The 13,501-nt window shown below is 46.8% G+C and carries 15 protein-coding genes; 5 read left to right on the forward strand and 10 right to left on the reverse strand.

Annotated elements, in window-relative coordinates; genetic code table 11:
* Window positions 1–119: 119 nt before the first annotated feature.
* The 3 genes from comA to BBG47_RS25295 all read left to right on the forward strand — a co-directional run bounded on the left by comA (window position 120) and on the right by BBG47_RS25295 (window position 2,307).
* Window positions 120–941 carry a phosphosulfolactate synthase gene (gene comA / locus BBG47_RS25285; protein WP_065294048.1) on the forward strand — a complete coding sequence of 274 codons (822 nt, stop codon included), beginning with the start codon at window positions 120–122 and terminating at the stop codon, window positions 939–941.
* Window positions 942–987: 46 nt separating this feature from the next.
* On the forward strand, window positions 988–1,716 hold the full coding sequence (locus tag BBG47_RS25290; protein ID WP_065294049.1) for a 2-phosphosulfolactate phosphatase: 729 nt from the start codon (window positions 988–990) through the stop codon (window positions 1,714–1,716).
* Window positions 1,717–1,845: 129 nt separating this feature from the next.
* Entirely contained in the window at window positions 1,846–2,307 is a 462-nt protein-coding gene (locus BBG47_RS25295; protein ID WP_021252995.1) for a DUF441 domain-containing protein, read from the forward strand.
* Window positions 2,308–2,324: 17 nt separating this feature from the next.
* Here the strand turns inward: BBG47_RS25295 and BBG47_RS25300 are convergent, their stop codons facing one another.
* From BBG47_RS25300 to BBG47_RS25320, 5 genes are all read right to left on the reverse strand, one after another.
* A complete protein-coding gene (locus BBG47_RS25300; protein WP_021252996.1) occupies window positions 2,325–3,578 on the reverse strand; it encodes an aspartate kinase in 1,254 nt (417 codons plus the stop codon).
* A gap of 149 nt (window positions 3,579–3,727) precedes the next feature.
* Window positions 3,728–4,285, reverse strand: a complete 558-nt coding sequence (efp, locus tag BBG47_RS25305) for an elongation factor P (RefSeq protein ID WP_021252997.1) — start codon at window positions 4,283–4,285, stop codon at window positions 3,728–3,730.
* A gap of 101 nt (window positions 4,286–4,386) precedes the next feature.
* Complete coding sequence (locus BBG47_RS25310; protein WP_021252998.1) at window positions 4,387–5,463, reverse strand: M24 family metallopeptidase; 1,077 nt, start codon at window positions 5,461–5,463, stop codon at window positions 4,387–4,389.
* Window positions 5,464–5,508: 45 nt separating this feature from the next.
* Entirely contained in the window at window positions 5,509–5,961 is a 453-nt protein-coding gene (aroQ, locus tag BBG47_RS25315) for a type II 3-dehydroquinate dehydratase (RefSeq protein ID WP_065294050.1), read from the reverse strand.
* Between the two features lie 116 nt (window positions 5,962–6,077).
* Window positions 6,078–6,758, reverse strand: coding sequence for a YqhR family membrane protein (locus BBG47_RS25320; RefSeq protein WP_065294051.1), 681 nt, complete (start codon window positions 6,756–6,758; stop codon window positions 6,078–6,080).
* A gap of 255 nt (window positions 6,759–7,013) precedes the next feature.
* Between BBG47_RS25320 and BBG47_RS25325 the strand changes: the two genes are divergently transcribed.
* Entirely contained in the window at window positions 7,014–7,904 is an 891-nt protein-coding gene (locus BBG47_RS25325) for a DUF1385 domain-containing protein (RefSeq protein WP_065294053.1), read from the forward strand.
* Between the two features lie 38 nt (window positions 7,905–7,942).
* On the forward strand, window positions 7,943–8,251 hold the full coding sequence (locus BBG47_RS25330) for a hypothetical protein (RefSeq protein ID WP_065294054.1): 309 nt from the start codon (window positions 7,943–7,945) through the stop codon (window positions 8,249–8,251).
* 51 nt (window positions 8,252–8,302) lie between these two features.
* Here the strand turns inward: BBG47_RS25330 and BBG47_RS25335 are convergent, their stop codons facing one another.
* From BBG47_RS25335 to BBG47_RS25355, 5 genes are all read right to left on the reverse strand, one after another.
* Window positions 8,303–9,280 carry a patatin-like phospholipase family protein gene (locus BBG47_RS25335; RefSeq protein WP_065294052.1) on the reverse strand — a complete coding sequence of 326 codons (978 nt, stop codon included), beginning with the start codon at window positions 9,278–9,280 and terminating at the stop codon, window positions 8,303–8,305.
* Window positions 9,281–9,382: 102 nt separating this feature from the next.
* A complete protein-coding gene (locus tag BBG47_RS25340; RefSeq protein WP_254659925.1) occupies window positions 9,383–10,981 on the reverse strand; it encodes a family 10 glycosylhydrolase in 1,599 nt (532 codons plus the stop codon).
* A gap of 111 nt (window positions 10,982–11,092) precedes the next feature.
* Window positions 11,093–11,518, reverse strand: coding sequence for a transcriptional regulator MntR (gene mntR, locus BBG47_RS25345; RefSeq protein ID WP_021253005.1), 426 nt, complete (start codon window positions 11,516–11,518; stop codon window positions 11,093–11,095).
* Between the two features lie 311 nt (window positions 11,519–11,829).
* A complete protein-coding gene (locus tag BBG47_RS25350; protein ID WP_021253006.1) occupies window positions 11,830–12,546 on the reverse strand; it encodes a cytochrome c biogenesis CcdA family protein in 717 nt (238 codons plus the stop codon).
* A gap of 57 nt (window positions 12,547–12,603) precedes the next feature.
* Window positions 12,604–13,410 carry a metal ABC transporter permease gene (locus BBG47_RS25355; protein ID WP_021253007.1) on the reverse strand — a complete coding sequence of 269 codons (807 nt, stop codon included), beginning with the start codon at window positions 13,408–13,410 and terminating at the stop codon, window positions 12,604–12,606.
* Window positions 13,411–13,501 lie beyond the last annotated feature (91 nt).

Raw genomic sequence — 13,501 nt, forward strand, 5'->3', positions numbered from 1 at the left:
GCTGAAAACCGGCCTTTTTGAACACGCACATACAGGCAACTAGGCACCTGTCAGATGAGGTATGCATATATTGACTTCATAGTTTGACTATCTTCATGAGATGAGGGAGATTGTAAACCATGAGCTTCACTGACAACCAAGTTGGCTGTTGGCCGAGTCGATTAATTGATCCAAGCGGAATACGTACTGCGAAGCCGCGTACCACGGGAATGACGATGGTCATGGACAAAGGAATGGGAATGAGCGAATTTACGGATATGCTGGAGCTCGCTCACGAGCACATCGACGTCATTAAGCTGGGGTTTGGAACCTCTGCCGTTACGCCTCTTTCTCTGCTTAGCACCAAGCTGGAAGCCGCAGCACGTCATGATGTTATTGTCATTCCTGGAGGTACGTTTTTAGAAATTGCTGTCGCGCAAGGCATGGTGGATGCTTTTTTTCATATGATGAGAGTGACTGGTTTTACGGGAGTTGAGGTGTCGGACGGCACAATCACATTAACCCGCAAGGAGCGGAATGCGCTCATCCGCCGCGCTAGCGAGGAAGGACTGCTTGTTTGTACAGAGTATGGCAAGAAGGATAATTCAACACCATTTGTTCTCTCCGATATCGTAGAGACCTTTACAGAAGATCTTGCTCACGGAGCCGAATGGATGACACTTGAGGGAAGAGAATCTGGTGTGGGGGTTGGCGTGTATGATTGCAGCGGCAGTTGTGATACCTCATTGGTCAATCGTATTGTCTCCGCAGTGCATACGCCTAGCCGACTGATGTGGGAAGCTCCACACAAGGAGCAGCAGGTTGAAATCTTGCGAACGGTTGGTTTGCAGGCGAATATTGGCAACGTATCCCCACATGACATTATTGCCTTCGAAGCACTCCGCAGAGGACTGCGTTCAGATACAATGAGCGCCATGGTTCAATCTCAATACATGATCTAATTGTTCGATACACGTAACCAGAATTATAAAAAAGGGGGGAACCAACATGCATATCGATGTCATTCTTAGCGTAAATGAGGCACGAGCAATAGATTTGACACATCGCACGGTGATTGTAATCGACGTACTTCGTGCAACAAGCACGATCATCACTGCCCTTCATTATGGCGCTTCCGGCGTCATTCCCGTTGAGACGGTATCCCAAGCCAAACAAATTGCCAAAGATGAGGATGTATTAGCTGGGGAACGCTACTGCAAAAAAATATCAGGATTCGACGCAGGGAACTCCCCTTATGAATACATGTCGAACAGCATAGAAGGCAAGCGAATCGTGCTAACAACTTCAAATGGTACGCGTGCCATCCAGAAAGCATTGAAAGCAGACTATATATTAGCCGGAGCAATCATTAATGCGCAAGCTACTGCACATGCTGCATGCAAACTGCGCAAGGATGTGGCATTGCTCTGTTCAGGCGCACAAGATGAATTCGCCTTCGAGGACGGCCTATGCGCCGGACTTATAATTGCGGAGTTGCAACGCTGTATGGGTAATGCAAACGAACTAACCATGAATGATGTCGGATATACCGTTCACAGCTCCTATCAGTATTATGCGAATCGTATTCCAGAAGCGCTTCAACAATGTTCGGGCGGCAAGAGACTATGCAAGCTTGGCTTCGCAAAAGATGTAGAGTTCTGTGCAACGGTCAATACGTATTCACTCGTCCCCATTCTTACAGACAACCACACGATGAAGCCGTTTATATCATCATAAACGTCACAATTACGAGCAGGGCGCCAGACGGTCTATGTTCTAAAGCAGAGGGGCTTGTTCATACATTGAAAATGACTACAGCATATCAGCACGATGGTATGAACAACTCTCTCTTGAGGAGCATGATACATGAATGGTGAATTTGTACTCGTTACGCTCATACTCATAGGTCTCGTTAGCCGATCTCCAATTATTACGACTGCCGCATGTATATTGCTAATCGTTAAGCTTGTCCATTTAGAGCGCTATCTTCCCACCATTGAACGTCGGGGATTGGAGTTCGGGTTATTATTTCTTACCATCGCCGTGCTTGTTCCCTTTGCGGCAGAGCGAATCACTACCCACGATCTATGGTCAGCCCTATCTTCCTGGCCGGGTATGATGGCACTTGCGGGCGGTGCTATTGCCACCTCTATGAATGGCAAGGGACTGGAGCTATTAAAAAACGATCCGCAAATGATTGTCGGCCTAGTGGCTGGGTCAATCATCGGGATCGTTCTACTGCGCGGCATTCCGGTAGGGCCATTAATGGCCGCCGGTATAACCGCACTATTATTGCAGATAAGCAGATGGATTATTGATAAGTTCTAAAATATGCAGTCCATCCATTATCTACGGTCTTGAGGACCGCCTACGAATGCTGTTTCCATTGTGTCCAAGCCATAGCCTGTATGAAGAGCGCGGATAATATCATGCAGGTTATCAGCTGCCACAACACAGGATACTTTAATTTCAGAGGTGCTCACCATTTTAATGCTGACTCCCGTCCGGGAGATGATGTCGAACATTTTAGCAGCAACACCTGGATGGCTAACCATACCAGCCCCTACGATCGAAATTTTCACCAAATCTCGCTCCGATGTAACTTCACGGTATGGAACCTCACCGCGAATGTTCTCAATAACGGATACTGCTCGCTCACAATCAGCAAGTGCTGTCGTGAAGGAGAAGTCTGCCTCACCGTTTAATACACCGCTCTGTACAATAATATCTACATCTATATGTTCATTTGCAAGCGCTCCGAATACCTTCGCCAATACTCCCGGCAAATCAGCGACGCCCAAAATGCTAATACGCGCTACATTCTTATCATATGCGATGCCACTAACGACTACACCCTGTTCCATTGTAGCTTCCTCCTTCACGATTGTCCCCTCATTGTAGTTAAAGCTGGATCGAACAACAAGACACACTGAATTGTGCTTGGCGTATTCTACTGCACGCGGGTGCAGTACGGCTGCCCCTAGGTGAGCCAGCTCCAGCATTTCGTCATAGGATATTTCCTTTAGCTTCCGGGCACAGTTTACGATTCGAGGATCTGTAGAGTATATGCCGTCAACATCCGTATAAATCTCACATACATCCGCCTGAATAGCAGCAGCCAGCGCAACGGCTGTCGTATCCGAGCCTCCACGGCCTAATGTTGTTATTTCTCCGACTTCCGACATCCCCTGGAATCCAGCCACAATTACAATCTGACCTTCCTGCAGTGCATTCTTCACCCGTTCAGACTGTATGTCGACAATACGTGCCCTGCCGTATGTACCGTCTGTTCGGAAACCAGCCTGCCATCCGGTCATAGACATCGCCTGGTGACCAAGCTGATGGATGGCCATGGATAACAGCGCTACCGAGATTTGCTCGCCTGTCGTGAGCAGCATATCCATTTCACGCGCAGGAGGATTCTCATTCAAGCTTTTCGATTGATCGATTAATTCGTCCGTCGTGTCTCCCATTGCTGATACAACAACAACACACTTGTGGCCTTCTTGTTTTTTTTCTACGATTCGTTTGGCAACCCGCTTCATTCTCTCAATATCTCCTACTGAGCTGCCTCCGAACTTCATGACGTATAGTGCCACACTGACTCACTCCCACCCTATGAACTAGAAATGCTTGCACTTTCTTTTAATAGCATATTATAGCACAATTTTACCAATGCGGTACGTTAAATTATAAAAGCCCCGAATGCACAGGGCACTCAGGGCTTATTAAAAATCTTATTCAATAATTAGGCACGAGAAATGTACTTGCCTTCGCGTGTATCGATAAGCAGTACATCGCCTTCGTTGATGAAGAGTGGCACTTGAACGTTCAAGCCAGTTTCCACTGTTGCGTTCTTCGTTGCACCTTGAGCCGTGTTGCCTTTAACTCCTGGCTCTGTCTCAACTACCTTAAGCTCAACGTTGTTCGGCATGTTGATACCAAGGATTTCACCTTTATAGCTTACGATGTTAACGATCATGTTGTCTTTCAAGAAGTTCAATTCCCATTCCAATTGGCTCTTGTCCAAGGAGAATTGGTCGTAGGACTCATTGTCCATGAATGTATACTCTTCACCACTGTTGTACAGGTATTGTACTTCGCGGTTATCGATTTGCGCACGGCCGATTGTTTCACCTGCACGGAACGTCTTCTCCGTAACGTTGCCGTTACGCAAGTTTTTCAATTTGGAGCGTACGAACGCAGCACCTTTACCTGGCTTAACGTGTTGGAAATCCAAGACTGTAAAGATATCTCCATCTACTTCTACCGTCAAACCTGTTTTAAAATCGTTTACTGAAATCACTCTAAATTCCCTCCTACATGCATGGCAACCCCGATTAACCGTAATGAAATACGTTCGATGCTCAGTGTACCGGTTAGATATCTACTGAACTGCGCCCGTCACTACATGTCTAATACGAGCAGTTGTTTCGTTGATTGTGTTATTATTTCAATCCCGTCTTCCGTAATCACAATATCGTCTTCGATACGTACACCGCCGAATCCTGGAATATAGATACCAGGCTCCACCGTAACGGTCATACCGGGAGTTAACACCGTATCGCTTCCGAATGCCAATCTTGGATTTTCATGAACTTCCATACCCAAGCCATGACCAGTGCTGTGTCCGAAATGGTCACCATATCCGTAACCCTTAATGATGTCACGAGTTAAGGCATCCGCCTCGCGTCCAGTCATCCCCGGACGAATATGTTGAATTGCATTCATCTGTGCTTCAAGAACAATGTTATAAATTTCATGATGCTTGTCAGTCGGCTTACCCAGTACTACCGTACGTGTAATGTCTGAGCAATACCCATTGTACAAAGCACCGAAGTCAAGCTTAATGAACTCGTTGCCTTGGATGATGCGATCACTTGCAACACCATGCGGCAATGCGGATCGTTCGCCAGATGCAACGATCGTATCGAAGGAGCTCGATGTTGCTCCATTCTTACGCATGAAGAATTCCATCTCAAGCGCAATATCCTTCTCGGATACGCCTGGCTTGAGGAAGTTCAGAATGTGGCTGAATGTACGATCCGCAAGCTGAGCAGCATCGCGCATAATCGCCAATTCTCCCTCATCCTTAATCATGCGAAGATCTTCGATCAGCCCAGATACAGGTACAAGTTCGATGCCTTCGAGCTGTCCTTGATATCCTGTATAAGTTGCGAATGCGACGTGATCCTGTTCGAACCCTAGACGACTAATATGCATATCAGACAGAAGCTGCTTCAGCGTATCTGTCATCTTCGCGCCGTGTTCAACAACGTCATAATCAACAGCTTGCTGCGGCGCCTGTGTCATATAGCGGAAATCCGTCAGCAGCACTGCGCGGTCTTGCGTAATCAGCACATAGCCGGATGAACCTGTAAATCCTGTCATGTAACGACGGTTCACCGCACTTGTGATGAACATGGCTTCCAAGCCTTTCATCCCCATTGCTTCTCTTAAACGAGTCAAACGTGATTGGCTCATCTTCTCATCATCTCCCGACTTTGCATTGTTCCGTCACCCTTGAGATTAACCTTCTGCCCGTTGTGAGGACACATACTGATGCAGTGCAGACAATCCCAACTCATAGCTTAATGCTCCGAATCCCGCAATTTGTCCTACCACTACAGGAGCGGTTACAGACACATGCCGGAACTCTTCCCGCTTATGTATGTTGGACATATGAACTTCCACTGTCGGAATGCGAACTGCACTTAATGCATCTCGCAATGCATAGCTGTAATGCGTAAGTGCTCCCGGATTAATGACAATACCGTCGCATGTCCCATATGCCTCATGGATGCGGTCTATGAGCGCTCCTTCATGATTGCTCTGGTAGCATTCCAGTGAAACGCCCCAAGATGCAGCCATCTCTGTAAGCCGTGCTTCAATCGCAGCCAACGATTCGCTCCCGTAGACACCAGGCTCGCGAATGCCGAGCATATTCAAGTTCGGTCCGTTCAATAACAAGTAACAAGCCATGATGATTCCACCTCTCAAGCGTACCGTCAACAGACGAATCCTCACGTATTTTAACATACGATGCAGAAAATGAGAAGCGTCAATACAGCAAACCCCGCATGACATCGCGCATTTAGCTACATGATCGGTTTAGGCTTGCGTCGCTCTGGGTATTCATGCGCCTCTTCCCCAGAATCACTTCTTGCTGCTGAATGAACAACTCCGTCGCTGGGTACACGGTCAGGCCCTCTATTTCCTGACTTTCCAGATCCCTGTCCTCCACCGCTGGCATAGCCCGATCCCCCCTTCATTTTGAGACGCTCTGCCTCATCGGGTTCACGCTCCTGTTCATTATTGAACTCCGTTGCTACCGTATAGCCGATGAATAATCCCCAGACAAGCATGATACATGATTCTGTCCATATTGTGTTCCATGTTGTCCTCCATACTGGATGCACGAGACCAAGCATAGGCCCGGGTGCAACATATAATAGAACCCACCATACTATCCCATATAGAATCCCAGGGTACGGACCAGGTACTTTCCGTAGGAAAAGTGTATATAGTATGGAAGCTGCGATTGAAAATAAAATGAATGCGCCCCATCCTACTAGCTGGCCTTGGGTAGTGATCAAATATTTATGCGGGTAAAAAGGTTCCGCAATCATCCCAGGGATCACCGAAGTAAAGTGGAAAGTATAAGCGAGCCAACGTATCCCGCCCCATATCAGCCCGGCAAAAAAACCGATTTGCACAGAAAACGATAATGGGTCAGTAGGATTCTTCTTACACTCCGCCCTTGCTTGCCTTTCATTCATTGCCATTCCTCCCAATTGTGATCATCTCAACGTGTATGTAGTATGCTCCAACCTAGGCGGATTACAATCATGGTGTGGAAAACGCCAGCAAAATTCGCTACAATAAAATTATTATTATTTCAAAATCGTGAAGTGCCTCTTACTTGAGGCACCTTCGGTACACACGCAAAGCGGAATGCATTCAAGATGGGGATGGTGAAGTAATTGTCAGATCAGAAATCCATTTACGGTGGACAGGCCGTAATTGAAGGCGTAATGTTCGGCGGCAAGCACGTCAATGTGACGGCTGTCCGTCGCAAAGATAAATCCATTACGTTCTACGAAGTACCAAAGAAAGATAAAGCATGGGTTGCCAAGCTAAAAAGAATCCCGCTGCTCCGAGGGATTGTTGGCATATTCGATGCCAGTGCTAAGGGATATCAGCACTTAAACTACGCTGCAGAGAAATACGCAGAGGATGAAGAAGGAATTGAAGCTGCTGAGGCAGGCAAAGACTCCAAATGGAACCTTGCAATGATCGTCGGGGTAGCGGTAGTCGGAATTTTATCGCTTATCTTTAGTAAAATTATTTTCACAACCGTTCCAGTTGTCATTGAAGAACTCATTTTCGGGTCGACCTTCAATAATATCGTGATCCATACTGTCGTTGAAGGCGTCATTAAAATTGCGTTCCTTCTCGGGTATTTGTGGCTAATTTCCAAGACTCCTATTGTCAAGCGTCTGTTCCAATATCATGGCGCTGAGCATAAGGTAATTACCGCATATGAAGCCGGCGTAGATCTAACGGTACAGAACGTACAGAAGTTCAGCACGCTGCATTATCGCTGCGGCAGTAGTTTTATTATTTTGTCCGTCATCGTTGGAGTCGTTATTTACTCCTTTATCCCATATGATAATTTATGGGAACGCATTTATCCAAGGCTCCTGTTGATACCGGTCGTCATGGGCGTATCCTACGAGTTCCTGCGGTTGACGAATGCCCTGCGGAATGTGCCTGTGCTTCGCTGGCTTGGGTATCCTGGATTGTGGCTGCAACTGCTCACAACGAAGGAACCTACAGATGATCAGGTGGAAGTGTCGATTGCTTCCTTCAATCGCATGTGTGAGCTTGATCGCGAATTACAGCCAAATCAGGCTGTATCTTAATTCTACATCAACATTATGACAAGAAGGGAATGATGACGATGGCTCGACTGCCGCGATGGTTTATGCTCCTCATGGCTGTGTTGGTTGGAATCGGAATCGTTAGCAGCTTCACTCGAGATCCTATATCCATTCTAATTCCCGTCGCCATCATTGCCGTTGTATTCCTCCTCTATCGATTTGGGCCGAAGAAGAGCGTCAAGGTGAAGGTCTCGCCTCGTACAGAGGCGAAGCTGAAAGCAGCACGTGCGTCTCAAGCTAAGAAGCGCATACGACCTCGATCACAAGCAAAACTTACGGTCATTGAGGGCAACAAGGCTAAGGATGAGAACAGACAACAGACTAAATAAAGAAAAACAGCGCGTAGATGAGTTTCCTTCATCCAAGCGCTGTTTTTTTGGTTATATCTTCGTCTTCCCGCAACAATGCACCTTATACATCTTCTCATAAGCTTCCCTCGTCCACTGTTCGAAGAAGGCGTTACCCGCTTTCTCGCCTGACTCATATAATGCCATGCTCTGCTCAACGGTTAAATCAAAGTCAGTTGTCCCGATACCCAGTGTTGGGATCTTAATCGTACGGAATCGGTTCTCCTTATCGATATAGCGCTGGTCATGTGCCGAGATCATGGTGGATACCATGGCCTGCAGCATTGTTATGAGACCCGTAATCTGATGGGGCTGGCCAGACTGCTTTCCTACCATTTGAAAGCCGATCGTTGGAATCAGACGATTCGATCGCGGGTCAACTTCATCATCGAACAGCCATAGCGGGAAGTTGGAGAGCATCCCACCATCCACAATATAGGAGAATTGATCAGCAAACTTTTTCGTTCGGCCATTCTTCACCTCGAATGGGGCTCGTAATATCACCGGATCGAAGAAGTAAGGAATGCTTGTGCTCATCCGTATTGCCTTGCTCACGTGGAATGATGCTGGGTCTATCCCGTAGTTCGCAATGTCGTCAGGGAGAACCATCAGCCTCCCATTCGTAATATCCGAGGCAATGATTCTTAGCTGTTCCTTCTTCAAATCCCCAAACGTGCGAATCCCTTTCTTCAACAGGCAATCATGCACCCATTTCTCCAGTGCTACACCTGAATATAGCCCCTTTTTCCACATCAGCCGCATGGCTGGCCCTATCCATTTAATCTGGAAAATTGGAGCACGCTGTAAGAAGGATGAGAAAGGCATTTCTAATATGAGCCGCTCCATCTCTTCGGCAGTATAGCCAGCGGCAAGAAATGAGGCTACAATCGAACCCGATGAAGTGCCTGCGACACGGTTGAATGTCATCCCGTGCTGCTCGGCTGAATGGACTGCACCAACTAACGATATCCCCTTGACTCCCCCGCCTTCGAATACCGCATTGATACGCACGGGATACCCCTCCTCGCACACATACTGCTTCTTCTTGTATGTATGCTCATGCAGGAGGGGATATGAATGTATGAAGGTATAATTTCTGATTATGGCTTTCTTCTATTTTTCCTCGTAATACTGTTGAAGTTTATCGGATACCTGCTTCGTATTTCTTACCAGATCAGCAGCGCTGAAGAATATACTGCCCGCTACCGCATCAATTCGCGAATTGAACTCCAACTGCTTAATGAGTACATCTGCACTGTTCCAGTCCGTTTCATTTGCATCCGCAAGCTTATAGGCAGCGTGTCCAATAAATAGTTCCACCCCAGTGCCTGCCGTTTCTTTGACCCACCAATTCACTAACGTGTCGTAGGACGCAGCCTTGTGGCCTATGTGCCAATACACTTGAGGTGCAATATAATCGATCCAATGATTCTTGATCCATGTTCTTGTATCTGCATACAGATTGTCATAGCTGCTAAGTCCCGCCTTCGTTGTTGATCCGGTTGGATCTGCGCTGGAGTTGCGCCATACTCCGAACGGACTTATACCAAATTGTACATTCGGCTTCGTCGACTTAATCTGCTTGTACAGGGATTCAACGAACTCATTCACATTATTTCTACGCCAATCTCCCTTGTTATTGAACACCTTGTTGTAGCGTTCATATGTATCATTATCCTTAAATGATTCCTTGTCCTCACCATATGGATAGAAATAATCGTCCAGATGCACGCCATCGATATCATAGTTATTGACAACTTCCATGATGGAATCAAGCACAAACTGGCGGGCTTCTGGGACGCCTGGATTATAGATAAGCTTGTTCAGATGCTTGACAACCCAGTCTGGATGCTCCTTCGCAGGATGACCATTAACCAGCTTGGATACATCTCCTTGTACACTTACACGGTAAGGGTTAAACCATGCATGGAACTGCATGCCGCGCTTATGTGTCTCTTCTACCATGAATTTCAATGGATCATATCCTGGATCCTTGCCTTGCGTTCCTGTCAGCCATTCCGACCAAGGAAGCAGCTTCGAAGGATAGAAGGCATCTGAAGTTGGCCGCACCTGCACGAATACAGCGTTGATTCCTGCCTTTTGGAGCTTGTCCAGCATGCTTGTATACTGCTGCTTCTGACGTTCCGCATTGAAGCCTGACTTCTTCGGATCCTGCGGCCAATCAATATTGTAGACGGTCGATATCCACGTTCCTCTCATTGATTCCGAATGGATCGCTTCGCCATCTTCAGGGGCTGCTTCGCTACCCTCAGAGACAATTGTTATAATACGCTCTCGCTGATTCCAATCCACCTTCAATCCAACACTTTCACTGATGAAGCGAAGCGGAACCATCGTTCGTCCACCACGCATGGAGGCAGATACGTCGAGCTGCACCTGTTGCCCATCCACTTCCGCATTGCTGTCGCCAATCGTCAAGCGAATGGTGTGTCCATCCTTCTGGAACTCAACCTGGCGATTCGCCTGATCCCAACCTACAGTTGCACCAGTAGCTTCCCCTACTGCTCGGAATGGCAGCATCGTCACATTCTTGCCTGGCACCAAATAAGGAGCTACATCCGTTTGAAGCTGCTTATTGTTCATCAATATTCGAATGTCATTGCTGGCCGCATTCCCCATCTGCGGCATAAGTGTACTTAGCATAACAGCAGCAAATGTGCCGAGAAGTACTTTTTTCGCGTGATTCATCATTCTTTTTTCCATCTCCCTTGTCCATGTTGAACGAGAAAATGAGTCAATATCATTTCCCCTCAACTATTAGACGCAAAAAATAAAACATCTGTTTCGCAAAAAACAGATGTTTTACGATTCATTATCCAATTCACTGCGCAAATCACGAAGCGCTTGCAGGCGCTGAGGGTCTCTGCGGAAGTATTCAACAAGTGTTTCGATGCATGTAATCGAGTTCCAGCTTAGGTGATGCTCGATACCTTCTACGTCTGTATAAATATGCTCGTCGGCTACACCGATCAAGGTTAAGAAGTCTTCGAGCAGCTGATGGCGATCCACCAATCGCTTGCCGATCTTCTTCCCCTTGCTAGTCAGCACGAGCCCACGATATTTCTCATAAATAAGATAATCGTCCTTATCGAGCTTCTGAATCATCTTCGTCACAGAAGAAGGGTGCACTTCCAATCCTTCTGCGATATCGGATACGCGAGCATATCCTTTCTCGTCAATCAGTTTATAGATACGTTCCAAATAGTCTTCCATGCTTGGTGTAGGCATCAAGCGTCCCTCATTTCCTTCCACGTTACACGACTTGTCCAAAAGCGCTTCCTGCTTCAATATGTTCCTCATTTCACATCAATAAAGATTACGTTCCCTTAGCGGGAAATGAAGCATGCATATTTATATACGGAAATAATCGTGTATCTTTAAGTTTACATGGTTTCGAGATCAAGTTCAACCTTAGACCTGTTTTGCTCGACATTTACCATAGCTGCGATCTATGGAAATTCATAGAAAGACCGCTCCATCTATGAAATTAGACGGCAGCGGTCACGGTAGATATGATTTAATTATGTAGGTTCTGTCAGTTATGTCAGTCTTCTCATCCACTCTGGGGTAATCTGCTGCAGCCAAATATTCAGCTGACTCAAATGATCGGTGAACAAGAGTATCCCCATCACGATCATAATTGCCCCGCCTACCTTCATCATGACGCCCGAATATTTCGTAAGCCATCGAGTTGAGCCAATGAAGAAGGATAGAATAAAGAATGGCAAACCAAAACCAATACAATAGGCGGTAATCATTAACATTCCTGTGCTTGGCTCAGATGCACTTAATGAAATGATGGCAGTCAAAATTGGGCCAATGCAAGGCGACCAGCCTGCGGAGAAGCCCATCCCGAACAAAAAGGAGCCTAAGTATCCGCTCTTCTGTCCAAAATCCAGCTTCCGTTCCTTCATTAAGAGTTGAGGCTTGAATACACCGATGAGCACAAGCCCCATAATGAGAATGAAAATAGCCGAAATCTGACGAATCAAATCTCGATATTCAGCCAAGTAAGAACCGAGCAGAGTAGCGCCCAGACCAAGTGTATAGAACACAACACTGATCCCTAAAATGAAAAACAACGTGTGAGTCATTGTGCGCCATCTAACCTCGCGCTTATTCTGCTTATCCTTTAATTGACTCACCGACATCCCCGTAATGATCGAAATGTAAGATGGATATAACGGCAAACAGCATGGAGATATAAAGGATACAAATCCCGCCCAGAAAGCTATCCACACCGTAATATGACCCAACCGCTTCGCCTCCCCGTATTAGTCGATTGCCCTAACAGGAAGAAGATGGGCGCTGTATCACACCCGAATTCCTCTTCTTGCTATCAATGTCAATATTAACACGGCAATGAGCAATAGGACAATCGTAGCCCCTGGCGCCAAATTCCAAATCCCTGCGGTCAGCAGCCCGCCAACGACAGCAGCTTCGGCTACAAGCACTGATACGATAACTGACTGCTTGAATCCCTTGGCTACAAACAGACTAATGGCTACTGGAATCGTTAATAAGGCCGAGACGAGAAGTGCGCCTACAATTTTGATGGCTGCACTAATTACGAGCGCGGTCAGCACCGTGACGGCAATATTAAGCATTCGTACCGGAAGGCCATTTACCGCAGCTGCATCTTCATCAAAGGTAAGCAAAAACATTTCCTTGAAGAAGAGGAGCAGAAATACGACAACGATAAGGGTTACAACCCCAACTACGATCAAGTCAGTGCCATTCAGAGTATAAATACTTCCGAACAAATAATTGTTCACATTCGCGCTAAAGTTCATTCCTAGCGTAAAAAAGAGCGATGCCAGCGCAACACCGCCTGACATGATGACAGCAATGGAGAGCTCAGCGTACGTTTTGTAAGCTTTGCGAAGCTTCTCAATCGCAATCGCACCCACAAGCGCGAATACAAGCCCCATGGCCAGCGGATACACGCCGAGCAGAAACCCAAGTGCTACCCCAGCGATTGTCACATGCGCGAGGGTATCCCCAATCATGGACAACCGACGCAGCACAAGAAACATTCCCATAAGCGGGCCTATGGCGCCAATTAATAATCCCCCGATCAATGCGCGTATAAAAAAATCAGATTGTATGATGTCCAGCAATGACAACGTCCCCTTTAATTCAATTCCATGCAGAGCAAGGAGCAGTCTTCCTTATAGTGCGTGTTCAAAAAGGTCGGTTTTCAGCACCGAG

Source organism: Paenibacillus sp. KS1 (assembly GCF_001680695.1).
In the GTDB taxonomy this organism is placed as follows: Bacteria; Bacillota; Bacilli; order Paenibacillales; family Paenibacillaceae; genus Paenibacillus_B; species Paenibacillus_B suaedae.

What these genes read in the sequence shown, in the direction of transcription:
- BBG47_RS25290 (WP_065294049.1), top strand. Translation starts at nt 988, where the DNA reads ATGCATATCGATGTCATTCTTAGCGTAAATGAGGCACGAGCAATAGAT.
- BBG47_RS25295 (WP_021252995.1), top strand. Translation starts at nt 1,846, where the DNA reads ATGAATGGTGAATTTGTACTCGTTACGCTCATACTCATAGGTCTCGTT.
- mntR (WP_021253005.1), bottom strand. Translation starts at nt 11,518, where the DNA reads ATGCCTACACCAAGCATGGAAGACTATTTGGAACGTATCTATAAACTG.
- BBG47_RS25320 (WP_065294051.1), bottom strand. Translation starts at nt 6,758, where the DNA reads ATGAATGAAAGGCAAGCAAGGGCGGAGTGTAAGAAGAATCCTACTGAC.
- BBG47_RS25325 (WP_065294053.1), top strand. Translation starts at nt 7,014, where the DNA reads ATGTTCGGCGGCAAGCACGTCAATGTGACGGCTGTCCGTCGCAAAGAT.
- BBG47_RS25310 (WP_021252998.1), bottom strand. Translation starts at nt 5,463, where the DNA reads ATGAGCCAATCACGTTTGACTCGTTTAAGAGAAGCAATGGGGATGAAA.
- comA (WP_065294048.1), top strand. Translation starts at nt 120, where the DNA reads ATGAGCTTCACTGACAACCAAGTTGGCTGTTGGCCGAGTCGATTAATT.
- aroQ (WP_065294050.1), bottom strand. Translation starts at nt 5,961, where the DNA reads ATGGCTTGTTACTTGTTATTGAACGGACCGAACTTGAATATGCTCGGC.
- BBG47_RS25330 (WP_065294054.1), top strand. Translation starts at nt 7,943, where the DNA reads ATGGCTCGACTGCCGCGATGGTTTATGCTCCTCATGGCTGTGTTGGTT.
- BBG47_RS25340 (WP_254659925.1), bottom strand. Translation starts at nt 10,981, where the DNA reads ATGATGAATCACGCGAAAAAAGTACTTCTCGGCACATTTGCTGCTGTT.